Source organism: Streptomyces sp. NPDC031418 (assembly GCF_055581605.1).
The window spans coordinates 47,783-64,308 of record NZ_JBVIJC010000034.1 but is presented as its reverse complement, the minus strand read 5'-3'; the positions used below and the strand labels follow the sequence as shown (position 1 = coordinate 64,308).

At 71.3% G+C, this 16,526-nt stretch carries 11 protein-coding genes; 5 read left to right on the top strand and 6 right to left on the bottom strand.

Annotated features, from left to right (window positions below; genetic code table 11):
* Positions 1-33 precede the first annotated feature (33 nt).
* Complete coding sequence (locus ACZ5CZ_RS35930; RefSeq protein WP_468948922.1) at positions 34-678, bottom strand: Rv3235 family protein; 645 nt, start codon at positions 676-678, stop codon at positions 34-36.
* 344 nt (positions 679-1,022) lie between these two features.
* Here ACZ5CZ_RS35930 and ACZ5CZ_RS35925 point away from each other — a divergent pair, with 344 nt between their 5' ends.
* Positions 1,023-1,535 carry a DUF6912 family protein gene (locus ACZ5CZ_RS35925; protein WP_385847332.1) on the top strand — a complete coding sequence of 171 codons (513 nt, stop codon included), beginning with the start codon at positions 1,023-1,025 and terminating at the stop codon, positions 1,533-1,535.
* An 83-nt stretch (positions 1,536-1,618) separates the two neighbouring features.
* On the top strand, positions 1,619-2,284 hold the full coding sequence (locus ACZ5CZ_RS35920; protein ID WP_468948920.1) for an HAD family hydrolase: 666 nt from the start codon (positions 1,619-1,621) through the stop codon (positions 2,282-2,284).
* Positions 2,285-2,336: 52 nt separating this feature from the next.
* Here ACZ5CZ_RS35920 and ACZ5CZ_RS35915 read toward each other — a convergent pair whose 3' ends face one another.
* Complete coding sequence (locus tag ACZ5CZ_RS35915; protein ID WP_385847334.1) at positions 2,337-2,903, bottom strand: DJ-1/PfpI family protein; 567 nt, start codon at positions 2,901-2,903, stop codon at positions 2,337-2,339.
* Positions 2,904-3,401: 498 nt separating this feature from the next.
* Between ACZ5CZ_RS35915 and ACZ5CZ_RS35910 the strand changes: the two genes are divergently transcribed.
* The 3 genes from ACZ5CZ_RS35910 (at position 3,402) to ACZ5CZ_RS35900 (ending at position 10,516) form a co-directional block, all read left to right on the top strand.
* Positions 3,402-8,360: an NAD-glutamate dehydrogenase gene (locus tag ACZ5CZ_RS35910; protein WP_468948917.1), complete on the top strand. Its 4,959-nt coding sequence runs from the start codon at positions 3,402-3,404 to the stop codon at positions 8,358-8,360.
* A 178-nt stretch (positions 8,361-8,538) separates the two neighbouring features.
* Positions 8,539-9,015 carry a GtrA family protein gene (locus ACZ5CZ_RS35905; protein ID WP_385847336.1) on the top strand — a complete coding sequence of 159 codons (477 nt, stop codon included), beginning with the start codon at positions 8,539-8,541 and terminating at the stop codon, positions 9,013-9,015.
* Positions 9,016-9,112: 97 nt separating this feature from the next.
* The gene (locus ACZ5CZ_RS35900) at positions 9,113-10,516 is read left to right on the top strand and encodes a hypothetical protein (protein ID WP_468948942.1); all 1,404 of its coding nucleotides are present in this window, start codon (positions 9,113-9,115) and stop codon (positions 10,514-10,516) included.
* Between the two features lie 194 nt (positions 10,517-10,710).
* Here the strand turns inward: ACZ5CZ_RS35900 and ACZ5CZ_RS35895 are convergent, their stop codons facing one another.
* The 4 genes from ACZ5CZ_RS35895 to ACZ5CZ_RS35880 all read right to left on the bottom strand — a co-directional run bounded on the left by ACZ5CZ_RS35895 (position 10,711) and on the right by ACZ5CZ_RS35880 (position 16,489).
* Positions 10,711-12,372 (bottom strand): glycosyltransferase family 2 protein, encoded by a 1,662-nt coding sequence (locus ACZ5CZ_RS35895; protein WP_385847337.1) that lies wholly within the window; start codon positions 12,370-12,372, stop codon positions 10,711-10,713.
* Positions 12,369-14,564, bottom strand: a complete 2,196-nt coding sequence (locus ACZ5CZ_RS35890) for a CDP-glycerol glycerophosphotransferase family protein (RefSeq protein WP_450792575.1) — start codon at positions 14,562-14,564, stop codon at positions 12,369-12,371. Before ACZ5CZ_RS35890 ends, ACZ5CZ_RS35895 begins: the two co-directional genes overlap by 4 nt.
* 220 nt (positions 14,565-14,784) lie before the next feature.
* Positions 14,785-15,582: an ABC transporter ATP-binding protein gene (locus ACZ5CZ_RS35885; RefSeq protein WP_385847338.1), complete on the bottom strand. Its 798-nt coding sequence runs from the start codon at positions 15,580-15,582 to the stop codon at positions 14,785-14,787.
* Positions 15,575-16,489, bottom strand: coding sequence for an ABC transporter permease (locus ACZ5CZ_RS35880; protein ID WP_385847339.1), 915 nt, complete (start codon positions 16,487-16,489; stop codon positions 15,575-15,577). Before ACZ5CZ_RS35880 ends, ACZ5CZ_RS35885 begins: the two co-directional genes overlap by 8 nt.
* Positions 16,490-16,526 lie beyond the last annotated feature (37 nt).

The following is a 16,526-nucleotide window of genomic DNA, read 5'->3' as shown; positions in this document are numbered from 1 at the left end:
GTCAGTCGGTCTCGCGCCGGTCTCGCGCCGGGGTCAGCCGTCCGAGCGCGGGCGCGACCCGGGGCCGGCCGTCTCCACCGCCGTACAGCGCCAGCGGAGGTCGGCGCCCAGTTCGAGGCGGAAGGCCAGGGCGCGCAGCTGGTCGCCGGCGGAGATCCGGGCGAAGGCCTCGATGGCGCCCTCGGCGGCGACGTAGTAGCCGATGTCGTGGACGACGGGGCGTGTGCCGCGGGCGCGCAGCGGGCCGCGTGCGGCGAGCCGGGCCAGGTCGTCGTAGGCGCGGCCCGCGGTGTGGCGGAGCATCCAGTGCACGGGCCGCTGGCCGCTCAGCACGGCCAGCAGGCGGTCGGCGAAGAGGTCGGTGGGGCGAGGGCGGGGACGCGGCCGCGGTACGGCCGGCAGCGGGGGCGTGACGGCCGTCTGGGGCGCCGTGCGGGGCGTCCCGGGGAGAGGCGTCCCGCGGGCCGGTTCGGCTGTCTGAGGCGCCGTACGGGTCCGTTCGGCTGCCTCGGCCGCCGTGTGCGGTGGCTGGGGGCGGGTGGTCCTGCTCGGCGTCCGGGGTGGGGCGCCGCCGGGGCGGCGCGTGTCGTGGCGGGTCGGCGGGCGGTGGCGCGGGCGGGGCTGGGGCCGGCTCATGTCGTTGCCGACGCGGCTCGTGCCCTTGATCGTGCGGCTCATGACCTTGTTCATGGGGATCCCCGTCCGCCGGGCCCGGATCTACCGGGCGGTAACTCGCTGGTGGGGATCTTGTACGGGCCGGGGAAACCGGGTGACAAGGGTGGCGGGGGCGGAGCGGAAGGGGCGGACGAATTCACTCATCCAGGCGACGGAGGGCGGTGCGGAGCCCAGGGGGAAGCGGGCGGAGGGGGTGAGTTGGGCGTGACCGGGTGGACGCCGGCCGGGGCCCGGGCAGGGGCTCGAAAGGGGACAGCCGCACGTATCCTGAAGGCCCTCCGGGAGCTGCGCCCGCCGCTCTCCCCGAGACCTCCAGCGGAGCCTTTGACCAGGAAAGAGCGGCCAGCATGCGCGTCTACGTCCCCCTGACCCTCCCCGGTCTCGCCACGGCGCACCAGACGGGGGAGCTGGGGAGCGGCCCCTTCGTCGCGTACGCCGTCACCCCCGCGCTGCGTGAGTGGTACGTCTCCGACGACATCGAGGAGCTGGAGTACGCGGCGCTCAGCCGCGCCGCGCTGGCCTCCCTGCGGCAGCTCGCCGCCGATCCGGACGCGGAGCGGCGCCGGGTCGTGGTCGCCGTGGATGTGCCCGAGGGCGCGGCGAGCGTCGACCCCGACCGGGGGCTGGACCCGTCCGCGCTGGGCGAGGTGACCGTGCGGGTGACGGTGCCGCTGGCCAAGGCGGCGGCGGTCCATGTCGACGCCGACGACGCCCGGGCGGATGTGGCCGCGGCGGCGGAGGCGCTCCAGGCGGCGGACGGCGGGGACGACGACGCCCAGTTCGTCGTGGACGGCGCCGACGACCACGAGCTGCTGTGGTACGCCACGCAGGAGATCCCCCAGCTGGTCGGGCGCGCCTGACCCGTCCCCTCCCGCGTCCCGGCCGACCTGCGGTCATGCGGTCGGCCGGGGGCGTTGTCAGTGGCGGCCGGTACGGTTTTCGCATGGGGAACGCAAGGGCGCACATCGTCTGGGACTGGAACGGCACGCTGTTCCACGACAACGACGCGATCATCGGGGCGACGAACGCGGCCTTCGCGGAGCTGGGGCTCGCGCCGATCACGCTGGAGCAGTACCGGTCGCTGTACTGCGTGCCGGTGCCGAGGTTCTACGAGCGGCTGCTCGGCCGGCTGCCGACCGACGCCGAGTGGGAGCTAATGGACGGGGTCTTCCACCGGCACTACGCCGAGCACCGCATACGGTGCGGACTGACCGAGGGGGCGGCGGAGCTGCTGGCGGAGTGGCGGTCCGCGGGGCACAGCCAGTCGCTGCTGAGCATGTACGGGCACGAGGAACTGGTGCCCCTGGTGCGGGGGTTCGGGATCGAGGCGCACTTCATACGCGTCGACGGGCGGACCGGGCCCTCCGGGGGCAGCAAGGCCGAGCACATGGTGCGCCACCTCGAGGCGCTGGGCGAGGTGGTGGAGCCCGCGCGGACCGTCGTGATCGGCGATGCGGCGGACGACGCGCTCGCGGCTCGGCGGGTGGGGGCCGGTGCGGTGCTCTACAGCGGGGGCTCGCACAGCCGGGACAGCCTCGAGGAGGCCGGGGCGCCGGTCGTGGACACCTTGGCGGAGGCGGTCGAGGTGGCGCTGCGCATAGCGGCCTAGCCGACTCCGCCGGCGGTGCAGCCCCCCGGCGCATCCGCGACCAGCGGCGGTCTCAGTCGGCCGGCGCGGTCTTCCTGAGGACCTTCAGGAACTCCCGCATCCACGCCGGATGGTCCGGCCAGGCCCGCGCCGAGACCAGAGGACCGTCGACCACCGTCTCGGTGTCCTGGAAGCGCGCTCCGGCCGCCTGCATGTCGCATTCCAGCGCGGGGTACGCCGTGACCCGGCGGCCGCGCAGGCCGTCGATCGCGGCGGTGAGCAGCGGACCGTGGCAGATCTGGGCGACGGGCCGGTCGGAGTCGAGGAAGGCCTTGACGATATTGCGCAGTCCGGGGTCGTTGCGCAGATACTCCGGGGCACGGCCGCCGGGGATGACCAGGGCGACATAGGCGTCCGGGTCGACCTCCCCGAAGGCGAGGTCGGCGGGCCAGGTGTAGCCGGGCTTCTCGGTGTAGGTGTCGTAGCCGGGCTCGAAGTCATGGACGACGAAACGGAGGGTCTTGCGGGTGGGGGCCGCGATGTGGACCTCGTATCCTTCCTCGCGCAGGCGCTGGTAGGGGTAGAGGACTTCGAGGGACTCCGCTGCGTCGCCGGTGGCGATGAGGATCTTCGGGGCCATGTCGGATGTCAGCTCCTTGGGGCAGGACCGGTCTGGGCAGGACCGGTTACGTCACCTGTGCCCACCGGGGCGCTGTGCAGAACGTCAAAGTTCACCCCCCGGTTTTGTACACATACGGCTCATGACGGGCCCGGGGTAAGTGGCGATAGCCTTGTGGCGTGATCAGCGCGATAGTTCGCGGGGACGACGCCGTCCCTGCCCTGCGCCCGGGTTGCACGGAGCACCTCCGTGACCGGGCGGCGGTCGCTGGTCTTCGCGGGCGGGACGGGAGCGCGGACGCTCCCCGGACGCCGAGGACGACCCCGGACACGACGGTGCCGAGGGCAGCGTCAGCCACCACGGGTGCGCCCAGAATGGCCGAATACCCCCCGCTCATCTCACCTCGCGGCATAGCGTCTGAACGGACCGGAGATCCCGGGTCGTGGCGTTGTACCGGAGGGGAAGAGACCGTTTTTCCTTCTACGTCACGCAACGGCGCGCGACAGGAGCCAGAGGACAATGCAGACCAAGCTGGACGAAGCCAAGGCCGAGCTGCTCGAGAGGGCTGCCCGGGTAGCTGAGAACAGCCCGGTCGGGGGGCACCTACCGACCGGGACGACGGACGAGGGCACCCCGGACACCCCGGGCGTCTCCGCCGTCACCGACAGCGAATCAGTCCTCGCGTTCCTCCAGCGCTACTACCTGCACACCGCGCCGGAAGACCTGGCCGGCCGCGACCCGGTCGACGTGTTCGGCGCCGCGGTGTCGCACTACCGTCTCGCGGAGAACCGCCCGCAGGGCACCGCGAACGTGCGCGTGCACACCCCGACCGTGGAGGAGAACGGCTGGACGTGCAGCCACACGGTGGTGGAGGTCGTCACCGACGACATGCCGTTCCTGGTCGACTCCGTCACCAATGAGCTGACCCGGCAGGGGCGCGGCATCCATGTCGTCATCCACCCGCAGTTCGTCGTCCGGCGCGATCTGACCGGCAAGCTCCTCGAGGTGCTGCCGACGCCGCCCACCGGCGAGCTGCCGCACGACGCGCACGTCGAGTCCTGGATCCATGTCGAGATCGACCGGGAGACCGACCGCGCCGATCTGAAGCAGATCTCCGCCGACCTGCTGCGCGTCCTGTCCGACGTGCGCGAGGCCGTCGAGGACTGGGAGAAGATGCGGGACGCGGCGGCCCGGCTCGCCGACGGCCTGGAGAGCGAGCCGCTCCCCGCCGACCTGCCCGCACCGGAGGCCGAGGAGGCCCGCGAGCTGCTGCGCTGGCTCGCCACCGACCACTTCACCTTCCTCGGCTACCGCGAGTACCAGCTGCGGGACGACGACACGCTCGCCGCCGTGCCCGGCACCGGGCTCGGCATCCTGCGCTCCGACCCGCACCACGCCGAGGACGACCAGCACCCGGTCAGCCCCTCCTTCGAGCGGCTGCCGGCCGACGCCCGCGCCAAGGCCCGCGAGCACAAGCTGCTCGTGCTGACCAAGGCGAACAGCCGGGCCACCGTGCACCGGCCGTCGTACCTGGACTACATCGGCGTCAAGAAGTTCGACGCGGACGGGAACGTCGTCGGCGAGCGGCGCTTCCTCGGTCTGTTCTCCTCCGCCGCCTACACCGAGTCGGTGCGCCGGGTCCCGGTGATCCGCCGCAAGGTGGACGAGGTGCTGGAGCTGGCCGGGTTCTCGCCCAACAGCCACGACGGCCGCGACCTGCTCCAGATCCTGGAGACCTACCCGCGCGACGAGCTGTTCCAGACCCCGGCCGGCGAGCTCCAGGCCATCGTGACCAGCGTGCTCTACCTCCAGGAGCGGCGCCGGCTGCGCCTCTACCTGCGCCAGGACGAGTACGGCCGCTACTACTCGGCGCTCGTCTACCTCCCGCGCGACCGCTACACCACCGGCGTCCGGCTCAGGATCATCGACATCCTGAAGGAGGAGCTGGGCGGTGTCAGCGTCGACTTCACCGCCTGGAACACCGAGTCGATCCTGTCCCGGCTGCACTTCGTCGTCCGCGTCCCCCCGGGCACCGAGCTGCCCGAGCTGTCGGACGCCGACAAGGAGCGGATCGAGGCCCGGCTGGTCGAGGCCGCCCGGTCCTGGGCCGACGCGTTCGCCGAGGCGCTCACCGCGGAGCTGGGCGAGGAGCGCGCGGCCGAGGTGCTGCGCAGCTACAACAACGCCTTCCCCGAGGGCTACAAGGCCGACCACACCCCGCGCGCGGCGGTCGCCGACCTCGTCCACCTGGAGCAGCTGAGCGAGGACAAGATCTTCTCGCTGAGCCTGTACGAGCCGGTCGGGGCCGCGCCGGAGGAGCGCCGCTTCAAGATCTACCAGAAGGGCGGCTCGGTCTCCCTCTCCAAGGTGCTGCCGGTCCTCAGCCGGCTCGGCGTCGAGGTCACCGACGAGCGGCCGTACGAACTGCGCTGCGCGGACCGTACGACCGCCTGGATCTACGACTTCGGTCTGCGCATGCCCAAGGCGCTGGGCCACGGCGGCGAGTACCTCGGCGACGACGCCCGTGAGCGCTTCCAGGAGGCGTTCGCCGCGACCTGGACCGGCCAGGCGGAGAACGACGGCTTCAACGCGCTGGTGCTGAGCGCCGGACTGAGCTGGCGGCAGGCGATGGTGCTGCGCGCCTACGCGAAGTACCTGCGGCAGGCCGGTTCGACCTTCTCGCAGGACTACATGGAGGACACCCTCCGCAACAACGTGCACACCACCCGGCTGCTGGTGTCGCTGTTCGAGGCGCGGATGTCCCCGGACCGGCAGAAGGCCGGGCTCGAGCTGATCGACGCGCTGCTCGAAGAGGTCGACGCGGCCCTCGACCAGGTGGCCTCGCTGGACGAGGACCGGATCCTGCGGTCCTTCCTGACCGTCATCAAGGCGACCCTGCGCACCAACTTCTTCCAGGAGGCGGAGGGCGGCAAGCCGCACGCGTACGTCTCCATGAAGTTCGACCCGCAGGCCATCCCGGACCTGCCCGCGCCGCGCCCGGCGTACGAGATCTGGGTGTACTCGCCGCGCGTCGAGGGTGTGCACCTGCGCTTCGGCAAGGTCGCGCGCGGAGGCCTGCGCTGGTCCGACCGGCGCGAGGACTTCCGCACCGAGATCCTCGGCCTGGTCAAGGCGCAGATGGTGAAGAACACCGTCATCGTGCCGGTGGGCGCCAAGGGCGGCTTCGTCGCCAAGCAGCTGCCGGACCCGGGCGTGGACCGGGACGCGTGGCTGGCCGAGGGCATCGCCAGCTACAAGACGTTCATCTCGGCGCTGCTCGACATCACCGACAACATGGTGGCCGGCGAGGTCGTGCCCCCGCAGGACGTCGTCCGGCACGACGGCGACGACACCTACCTGGTCGTCGCGGCCGACAAGGGCACCGCGACCTTCTCGGACATCGCCAACGGCGTCGCCGAGAAGTACAACTTCTGGCTCGGTGACGCCTTCGCCTCCGGCGGCAGCGCGGGCTACGACCACAAGGGCATGGGCATCACCGCGCGCGGCGCCTGGGAGTCCGTCAAGCGGCACTTCCGCGAGCTGGGCGTGGACACGCAGAGCGAGGACTTCACGGTCGTCGGCATCGGTGACATGTCCGGTGACGTGTTCGGCAACGGCATGCTGCTCTCCGAGCACATCCGCCTGGTCGCCGCCTTCGACCACCGGCACATCTTCATCGACCCGAACCCGGACGCGGCCACCTCCTACGCCGAGCGCCGCCGCCTGTTCGAGCTGCCCCGCTCCAGCTGGGCCGACTACAACACCGAGCTGCTGTCGGCGGGCGGCGGGATCTTCCCGCGCAGCGCCAAGTCGATCCAGCTCAACGCCCACATCCGCGAGGCCCTCGGGATCCCCGACAAGGTCACCAAGATGACCCCGGCCGACCTGATGAAGGCCATCCTCCAGGCCCCGGTGGACCTGCTGTGGAACGGCGGCATCGGCACGTACGTGAAGTCGTCCGCCGAGACCCACGCCGACGTCGGCGACAAGGCCAACGACGCCATCCGCGTCGACGGCAAGGACCTGCGAGTCAAGGTCGTCGGCGAGGGCGGCAACCTGGGCCTGACCCAGCTCGGCCGGATCGAGTTCGCCATGAGCGGCGGCAAGATCAACACCGACGCCATCGACAACAGCGCCGGCGTGGACACCTCCGACCACGAGGTGAACATCAAGATCCTGCTGAACGGCCTGGTCGCGGACGGCGACATGACCGTCAAGCAGCGCAACAAGCTGCTCGCCGAGATGACCGACGAGGTCGGCGCGCTGGTCCTGCGCAACAACTACGCACAGAACACCGCGCTCGCCAACGCGCTCTTCCAGGCCAAGGACATGCTCCACGCCCAGCAGCGCTTCCTGCGCCACCTGGTGCGCGAGGGCCATCTGGACCGGGCGCTGGAGTTCCTGCCGGCCGACCGGCAGATCCGCGAGCGGCTCGCCCAGGGGCACGGCCTGACCGGGCCGGAGACGGCCGTCGTGCTGGCGTACACGAAGATCACGGTCGCCGAGGAGCTGCTGCACACCTCGCTGCCGGACGACCCGTACCTGCGCAGCCTGCTGCACGCGTACTTCCCGACGGCGCTGCGCGAGCGCTTCGCCGAGGCGGTCGACAACCACCCGCTGCGCCGTGAGATCACCACGACCGTGCTGGTCAACGACACGGTCAACACGGGCGGTACGACGTATCTGCACCGGATGCGCGAGGAGACCGGAGCCTCGCTGGAGGAGATCGTCCGCGCCCAGACCGCGGCCCGTGCGATCTTCTCCTCGGCACCGGTGTGGGACGCGGTCGAGGCGCTGGACAACCGGGTCGACGCGGCCGTGCAGACCCGCATCCGGCTGCACTCGCGCCGCCTGGTCGAGCGCGGCACGCGCTGGCTGCTCAACAACCGGCCGCAGCCGCTCCAGCTCGCCGAGACCGTCGAGTTCTTCGCGGAGCGGGTCGAGCGGGTCTGGCAGGAGCTGCCGAAGCTGCTGCGCGGCGCGGACCTGGAGTGGTACCAGCACGTGTACGACGAGCTGTCCTCGGCCGGGGTCCCGGACGAGCTGGCCACCCGTGTGGCCGGGTTCTCCTCCGCCTTCCCGACGCTCGACATCGTGTCGGTCGCCGACCGCATGGGCAAGGAGCCGCTGGACGTCGCCGAGGTGTACTACGACCTCGCCGACCGGCTCAGCATCACCCAGCTGATGGACCGCATCATCGAGCTGCCGCGCAACGACCGCTGGCAGTCCATGGCCCGCGCCTCCATCCGCGAGGACCTGTACGCGGCGCACGCGGCGCTCACCGCGGACGTCCTCGCGGTGGGCAACGGCACCTCGACGCCGGAGCAGCGGTTCAAGGCATGGGAGCAGAAGAACGCGCCCATTCTGAGCCGGGCGCGCACCACCCTGGAGGAGATCCGCGGCTCGGACTCCTTCGACCTCGCCAACCTGTCGGTGGCGATGCGTACGATGCGGACGCTGCTGCGCACGCACTCGTAGCCGTACGAGACTCGTAGTCGACCTCGTAGTCGACCTCGTCGTCGTACGAGACGGAGAACGCCCCGGGCTGACGGGACATCGGCCCGGGGCGTTCCGTTTCTTGCGAAGCCTTAGCCAAAAATGATCGGTGAATTTACCGTTTCCTGCTCATCGGTGCCTTTCGGATAGGGTCTGCCGTGTGACTGTGAACCTCACCGAGATCCGCCCGGTCGCGCCCCCCGCGCCGGCACCGGCCCGGCCCGTCACGCGTGTCGTGCTGGAGGTCGTGAAATTCGGGATTGTCGGCGGCAGCGGTGTCCTCGTCAATTTCCTGATCTTCAACCTGCTGCTGCACGGGCTGGGTTGGCAGGCGATGACCGCCACGGTCCTGGCCAGCGTTATCGCGATGGCGACGAATTACCTGGGCTTCCGCTATTTCACCTATCGCGACCGGTCCTCGCGCAGCCGCAGCCAGATCGTCTTGTTCTTCGTCTTCAGCGGGCTGGGCGTGCTGATGGAGATCGGCCTGTTCTGGGTCGGCTACCACGGCTTCGGTCTGCACAGCGTGGCCGGGTCGAACCTGGCGAAGGCGCTGTCGATCGTGCTCGCCTCCGCATTCCGTTTCGTCGTCTACCGCACGTGGGTGTTCCAGCAGGATGCGCGCCGCGCCGTCTGAGCTCGAAGAACAGGTGATCCGCCGCGTGCCGTCCGACGGCACCGCGCGGGCGGGCCGCGTGCTGCCGCAGACGGCCGCGGCGCTCGTGCTGCTGCTGATGCTGGCGGTGATCGTCCGCCTGCCGTGGATGGGCGACCTCGGCATGCACGCGGCCACCATCCAGCGCCTCCGGCACGACCTGCTGCATCCCGGCAACCCGCTGGTCGACGCGGACACGCCGAGCCCGTACTACTCGCCGTGGATGCTGGTGCTGGGCGCGGTCGCCAAGGCGACCGGGCTGTCGGTGTTCGTGGTGCTCCGGCTCGGCGCGCTCACCGGGCTCGGGCTGCTGGTCACGGGCGTGTGGCGGTACGTCCGCACCTACACCGCCCATCGCGCGGCCCCGGCCCTGGCCCTGCTCAGCCTGGTCTTCCTCTGGGGCCCGGCCGTCCTCAACTGGAGCGGCTTCGTCGGGCTGAACTCGCTCGCGCTGACCGTGTCGTACCCGAGTGTTCTCGCGCTCGGCCTCGCCTTCCACTTCTGGGCGTGGCTGACCCGGGCGGTGCGGGCGGAGCCGGTGTGGGGCTGGGGCAGGTGGTCGGGGCTCGGCCTGTTCTGGGCGCTGATCCTGCTCTGCCACCAGTTCACCGGGGTGGTGGCGACGATCGGCGCGCTGGCCACGGTGATCGCCGCGCGCCCGGGCCGCGAGGTCTGGCTGCGCCTCGGCGCCGGGCTGGCCCTCGGGGCGCTGCTGCTGTGGCTCTGGCCGTACTACGACTTCTTCGCGCTGTTCTCCGCGGGCGCGGACCTGGAGGCCATCCACAAGCCGCTGTACACGCACCTGGCCGAGCGGTTCGGGCTGGTGCTGCTGGGGGTGGCCGCGCTGGCCCTGCGGCTGCGCCGGGACCGCTGGGACCCGCTGGTGCTGTTCTTCGCCCTCGGCGCGCTGGTGTTCGTGGCGGGCGGGCTGACCGGGCACTACTCCTGGGGCCGTGCGCTGCCCGCCGCGCTGATCCCGGCGCAGCTGGCGGCCGCGCTGGAGGTCGTGTCCTGCTGCCGGCGGGCGGTGCGGGCCTGGTGGGCGTGCGCGCTGGGTGCGGCGCTGCTGGTGGGGGCGTGGGGGCAGGCGGGGACGCTCGGCTATGTGACGGGCCGGAGTGCGCTGCCCTCGGTGGTCGCCGAGAAGTACCGGACGCCGTGGGCGGGGTACCGGTGGATCACGCCGTGGGTGCGGTACGGGGATGTGGTGATGGCGCGGACGATGCCGGCCCGGCAGATCCCCGCGTACGGTCCCTACACCGTGGCGCCGGGGTATCCGGATGTGTTTCTGCCGGATGCGGGGCGCAGGGAGGCGGCGGTGCGGCGGTACTTCGACGCGGGGACCTCCGGTGAGGTGCGGAGGGGGATTGCGCGGGAGTACGGGGTGCGCTGGGTTGTGGGGCCGCGGGGGATTGCGGGGGCGGGGTTGGAGCGGGTGGCTGGGGGGCCGGGGGGTCAGGTGCTGTATCGGGTGGTGGGGTGAGGCCCGGGAGAGCTGGGGGTGCCCGGTGCTGCGGTCGGCCGGGTGGTGTTTCGCTCACCGGCGCTTGCCGGGTGTCGCCTGCGCCCACCCTCCCCCAAGCTCTCGGCTTCGCTCGAGCAGGGGGGACCCCCATCGCCCCAGCGGCACGCCTGCCCGCAGCTACGGCACCCCCGCACCCGAACCTGAAACGCCCCCTACCTCAGGACGCTGGCCAGCAGGCGGGCCGCCTTGCGGACCTTGGGGCGGGCCAGGGTGTGGAAGGCAGGGCGGATGAGCTGGGCCGTGATGCCCGTGGGGCGCCAGCGGAGCTGGAGGCGGCCGGGGTTGCGCCCCTCCGGTTCGACGGTGACCTCGTGCGGGGTCGCGCCGGAGCGGTAGTCGACGCGGGCCGTGCGGACCGGGAAGTCCAGCGGGGCCAGCAGCACGCCCGAGTGGGAGAGGCCCTGCTGGGACAGCCGGACCACCGGGTGCCGTACGCCGTCGAAGCCCTGGAGAGGGAGCGGCGCGGCGGCCAGGTCGAGGTGGACCGTGCCCTCGAAGATGCCCGGGCGGACCGGGTCCAGGCGGAACGGGACCGTCATCCGGCGCCCGGGGGCGAGGACGAGGCCGGCCCGCTGGGGGCCCACGGGAAGCCGCAGCCCGGGGTCGTACGTACGGATCCGCAGGTTCAGTGAGGCCCCGGAACCGGCCGTCAGCTCGGTGATCTCGTGCCGGAACTGCGCGGTGGTGAAGGGCCGGGTGTCCAGCTCCAGGTCGGACAGGTCCAGTTCGCGGCGGGACTGCTCGGAGGCGGGGACGCTGTCGCCCCAGTAGGGGGTGCCGTCCGCGTCGGTGGTGATCCGGCGCGGAGCGACTCCGTGGCCGAGGCCGCGCGCCGCCGCTTGCGCGTCGGCGAGACGGCCGTCGCGGACCAGCTGGAGGATCACCCGCTCGGGGCGGGGCAGGCGGGCGTACGCGCCGGGGGAGAGGGTCTCCAGGTAGGGGTTCACGATGTCGGCGAACGCCCGCAGCCACTCCTCGTCGCGGTAGGGCAGGTCGCCGGCGTACATCCGGAAGTCGTGCTTGAGGAACTTGTAGTCCTTGTCCTCGCGCAGCCCCGCGTGCCCGCTCTCCACCAGGAAGTCGTCGATCAGCCGCTGGACATGGACCCGGTCGCGGACGTTGCTGACCTTGTGCCGCTGGTTGGAGATGGACGCCGAGGCCGCCGCCGCGTACGGGTCGATGTACCAGACGTACACCGGGTCCGGGATGATCGTGAACGCCTTGGCCAGGCAGTACGCCTGGGCCGAGAACAGCTGGTCCTCGTAGTGGATGCCCTCGGGGAAGCTCAGTTCGTGCCGGTCCAGGAAGGAGCGGGCGTACATCTTGCTGGTGGAGAGGTGCTCGAACAGCAGTCGCGGGTCCGCCTCGATGCCCTCCACCGTGCGGTGCTCGGCGACCAGGTGCGGCATCCAGGTGGAGCGGCGGCCGTTGTCCACCCGTACCCGCCGTACCGCGCCCATGGTGAAGTCGACCGCGCGCTCGCGGTGCGCGGCGAGCAGCAACTCGACCGCGCGCGGCGTCAGTTCGTCGTCGCTGTCGAGGAACATCAGGTACGGCGCGCGGGCGATCTCGACGGCCCGGTTGCGCGGCGCGCTGCATCCGCCGCTGTTCTCCGGCAGCCGCAGATAGCGGATGCGCTCGTCCTGCGCCGCCAGCCGCCGGGCCACCTCGGGGGTGTCGTCGGTCGAGTGGTCGTCGCTGATGATGATCTCGATGTTGGCGTGCGTCTGCGCGCGCAGCGAGGCGACCGCGCGGGGGAGGCGGGCCGCGTCGTTGAAGACGATGACCGTGACCGTGACGTCGGGGGTGGTCATGCGGTGGCCTCCTCGGGGGTCGGGGCGGGGGTGCGTTCTTCGAGCGGGAGCACCGGCGGCAGCGCTTCTTCCGGCTCGCCGAGGAACACCCGGCGTACGACCCGCTCGGCGGCGCGGCCGTCGTCGTACTCGCAGAACCGGCGGCGGAACGCGGCCCGCGCCTTGGCCGCGCTCTCGTCGCGCCAGGCGCCGGAGAGGAAGATCTCGGTGAGTTCCTCCTGGGTGGTGGCGACCTGGCCGGGGTGGTCCGTCATCAGGTCGAAGTAGACGCCCCGGGTGGTGCGGTAGGTCTCCCAGTCGTCGGCGTAGACGACGATCGGCCGGTCCAGGTTGGCGTAGTCGAACATGATCGACGAGTAGTCCGTGACCAGTGCGTCGGCGGCCAGGCACAGCTCCTCGACGGGGTCGTAGGAGGAGACGTCGATGAGCCGGCCGGTGCGGCGCAGACCGGTGAGCGGGGAGGCCGCGCCGCCGTAGAAGTAGTGGGCGCGGACCAGCAGGACGGTGTTCTCGCCGAGCCGGTCGGCGAGGGCGGCCAGGTCCAGGCGCGGGGTGAAGCCGGCCTCGTAGTCGCGGTGGGTGGGGGCGTACAGGACGGCCGTCTTGCCGGGCGGGATGCCGAGGCGTTCGCGGGCCGCGCGGACCGCGCCGGCGTCGGCCGTGTAGAAGACGTCGTTGCGCGGATAGCCGTGGTCGAGGGAGGTGAAGCGGGCCGGGTAGGCGCGTTCCCACATCCGGGTGGAGTGGCTGTTGGCGCTGACGCTGTAGTCCCACTTGTCGATGCGGGCCAGCAGGGCGTTGAAGTCCAGGCCCTTGGCGGCGGCCGGGTGCTCCATCTGGTCCAGGCCCATCCGCTTGAGCGGGGTGCCGTGGTGGGTCTGGAGGTGGATCGCGTCGGGGCGTTTGACCACCGCGTTGGGGAAGTTGACGTTGTTGACGAGGTACTTGGCGGTGGCCAGGGTCTCCCAGTAGCGGCGGGTGCCGGGCACGATGTGGTCGGTGCCGGGCGGCAGCAGGGCCTCGTTGTCCTTGGACACGACCCACACCGGGTGGATGTGCGGGGCGAGTTCGCGCAGCTTGGCGGCGATGGCAGCCGGGTTGCAGGCCACCCCGCGCTCCCAGTAGGCCGCGAACACGGCCAGGTTCGGGTCGACCGGACGGCTCAGGGCGCGCCGGTACTGGAGGTCGCGGACCTTGGTGCCCAGCTCGCGCTTACGGGTCCGTACGGCCTTCTTGGCGGTGCGGCGGGCCCGGTTGGCGGCCTGGAAGGCGCGGTACTTGGTGTAGGCGCCCTCCTCCAGCAGCGCGTGCCGTACGCCTTCCAGGCCCGCGGGGCGCTCGTGGCGCTCGGGGCGCCAGCGGACGGCCGCGAGGGAGGCGCGGCGGAAGAACTCGCGGGCCACCGGGTCGGGCAGGTTCTCGCCGGCGAAGGTGCGCACCAGGTCGCGCACCATCAGGTCGTAGAGCGTGGTGCGGGCGGCGCGGCGGTCCTGGGTGAGCGGGAGCAGCGACTCGTAGCGGTCGATGAGCGCGAGGCGGTCCTCGGGGGCGAGCGGCGGCAGGCTCTCGGGGCGCAGTTCGCGGTTCTCGTACGCCGCCTGGTTCAGGCAGGCGATCCGGCGGGCCCGCAGCAGGGTCTCGTACGCCGCGTGCGCCTCGTCGTCGGTGCTGAGCCGCTGCTCGTGCGCCCGCCAGAAGTCGGCGCGCACGGCGCGGTTGCCGAGCAGCGGGGTGAGGCGCAGCAGGTCGGCGGCCTCGTCCAGGGGGAGCGGCTCGCGGCCGACGGCGGCGAGGAAGCGGCCGTCGCGGGAGGGCCGGGCGGCGGACTGCCAGGTGGTGGTGACATGGTCGAAGAGGAGGACGTCGACGGTGTCGTCCAGTTCGGCGACGCGCTCGGCGACCATTCGGGTGGCGCCGGCCGGCAGCCCGTCCTTGGCGTGCACGAAGTGCAGCCAGCGGCCGGAGGCGCGGGCGGCACCGGCCGCGCGGGCCGCCGCGTCGCCGGTGCCCTCCGGGAGGGGTACGGCGATGGTCTCGGGGGCGTGCGCCTCGGCCGTCTCGCGCGCCCAGGCGCCGACGGCGGCGACGATCACCTCGACGTCGGGCAGGGGCCGTGCCTCGAGTGAACCGAGCAGCTCGGTCAGATGCCCCTGTGCGTTCGGTCCGTGGACGATGACGCTGAGGTGGGGCATCGTGAAGGACTCCTTGGGCTTGTCGTCTCCGTGCGTCTCAGGGCGCACCTTTCATAACATACTGTCACTAGGAGGATGAAAGGGATAACGGCGCTCTGGGTAAGAGAGTGGGGCGGGGCCCGGAAGGGAAGACGTGTTTCCCGGGCCCTGGGTTGCCCTCCGGGCGGCATTCATACGCCGTTCATACGCTCCGCGCCGCCGAAGGCGCCCTTTTTCACCCTCACGCGGCCTTCTTGTCGCCGGTGAAGGCCTCGTACTCCTTCATGACGTCCTCGGTCGGCCCGTCCATGCGCAGCTCGCCGCGCTCCAGCCACAGCACCCGCTCGCAGGTGTCGCGGATGGACTTGTTGTTGTGGCTGACCAGGAAGACCGTGCCCGCCTTCTCGCGCAGCTCGCGGATGCGTTCCTCCGAACGCATCTGGAACTTGCGGTCGCCGGTGGCCAGCGCCTCGTCGATCAGGAGCACGTCGTGGTCCTTGGCGGCGGCGATGGAGAAGCGCAGCCGGGCGGCCATGCCGGAGGAGTAGGTGCGCATCGGAAGGGTGATGAAGTCGCCCTTCTCGTTGATGCCGGAGAACTCGACGATGTCGTCGTAGCGCTCCCTGACCTGCTCCCGGGACATGCCCATGGCGAGACCGCCCAGGTGGACGTTGCGCTCGCCGGTGAGGTCGTTCATCAGGGCGGCGTTGACGCCGAGGAGGGAGGGCTGGCCGTTGGTGTAGATATGGCCGTTCTCCACGGGGAGCAGCCCGGCGACCGCCTTGAGCAGCGTCGACTTGCCGGAGCCGTTGGTGCCGATGAGCCCGATCGCCTCGCCCTTGTAGGCGACGAACGAGACGTTCTTCACCGCGTGCACCCGGCGTACGCCGGCCGCCTTCTCGGCCTGCTTGCGGCGCAGAATGCGGTTGAGGGCGGCGGTGGCGGAGCCGCGGCCGGAGCCGGTGCCGTTGACCCGGTAGACGATGTCGACGCCGTCGGCGACGACGGTGGGGACCCTTGTTTCGGTGTGCTCAGCCACGGCCGTACTTCTCCTCAGCCTTCCAGAAGTAGATGAATCCGCCGACGCCGGCGAGCAGGGCCCAGCCGGTGGCCGTCGCCCACACGTGCGGCGGCAGCTGCTTGGCGTGGAAGCTCTTGATCAGCGCGTAGCGCATGAGGTCGATGTAGACCGCGGCCGGGTTGTTCTCCAGCAGGACCGTGACGATGTGCGGCAGGTGGTCCTTCTTGACGAGCTTGCTGATGCTCCACATCACGCCGGACACGTACATCCAGGTGCGCAGCACGAACGGCATCAGCTGGGCGATGTCCGGGGTCTTCGCACCCATCCGCGCCATGATCATCGCCATGCCCGCGTTGAACAGGAACTGGAGGAACAGTGCGGGGATCACCAGCAGCCAGCCGGGGGTGACCGGCAGGCCGAAGCCGAGCAGGATGACCACCAGCGCGGCCATCGAGAACAGCAGCTGCTGGAGCTGCTGGATGCAGAAGGAGATCGGCAGCGCGGCGCGCGGGAAGTGCAGGGCGCGCACCAGGCCGAGGTTGCCGGAGATCGCGCGGGTGCCGACCTGGATCGAACTCTGCGTGAACGTCCACACGAACACGCCGGTGACCAGGAACGGGACGTAGTCCGGCACGCCCTTCTTGGTGCCGAGCAGCACGCCGAAGATGAAGTAGTAGACCGCCGCGTTCAGCAGCGGGGTCATGACCTGCCAGACCTGGCCGAGCTTGGCCTCGCTGTACTGGGCGGTGAGCTTGGCGGTGGCGAACGCGGTGATGAAGTGGCGCCGGGCCCACAGCTGGCCGATGTACTCGCGCAGGGTGGGGCGGGCGCCGCTGACCGTCAGGCCGTGGCGGGCGGCCAGCGCCGCCAGATCGTCGTCTGCCGGGGCCTGGGTGGGGGGCGGTGTGTGGAGGACCTGGCTCACATCCGCTGCTTTCGCTCGGGGGAGGGGGGAGCTGCGT

Bases quoted from the DNA above. Each gene is read 5' to 3' on its own strand.
- ACZ5CZ_RS35930 (WP_468948922.1), bottom strand. From the start codon at position 678: ATGAGCCGCACGATCAAGGGCACGAGCCGCGTCGGCAACGACATGAGC.
- ACZ5CZ_RS35925 (WP_385847332.1), top strand. From the start codon at position 1,023: ATGCGCGTCTACGTCCCCCTGACCCTCCCCGGTCTCGCCACGGCGCAC.
- ACZ5CZ_RS35920 (WP_468948920.1), top strand. From the start codon at position 1,619: ATGGGGAACGCAAGGGCGCACATCGTCTGGGACTGGAACGGCACGCTG.
- ACZ5CZ_RS35915 (WP_385847334.1), bottom strand. From the start codon at position 2,903: ATGGCCCCGAAGATCCTCATCGCCACCGGCGACGCAGCGGAGTCCCTC.
- ACZ5CZ_RS35910 (WP_468948917.1), top strand. From the start codon at position 3,402: ATGCAGACCAAGCTGGACGAAGCCAAGGCCGAGCTGCTCGAGAGGGCT.
- ACZ5CZ_RS35900 (WP_468948942.1), top strand. From the start codon at position 9,113: ATGCTGGCGGTGATCGTCCGCCTGCCGTGGATGGGCGACCTCGGCATG.
- ACZ5CZ_RS35895 (WP_385847337.1), bottom strand. From the start codon at position 12,372: ATGACCACCCCCGACGTCACGGTCACGGTCATCGTCTTCAACGACGCG.
- ACZ5CZ_RS35890 (WP_450792575.1), bottom strand. From the start codon at position 14,564: ATGCCCCACCTCAGCGTCATCGTCCACGGACCGAACGCACAGGGGCAT.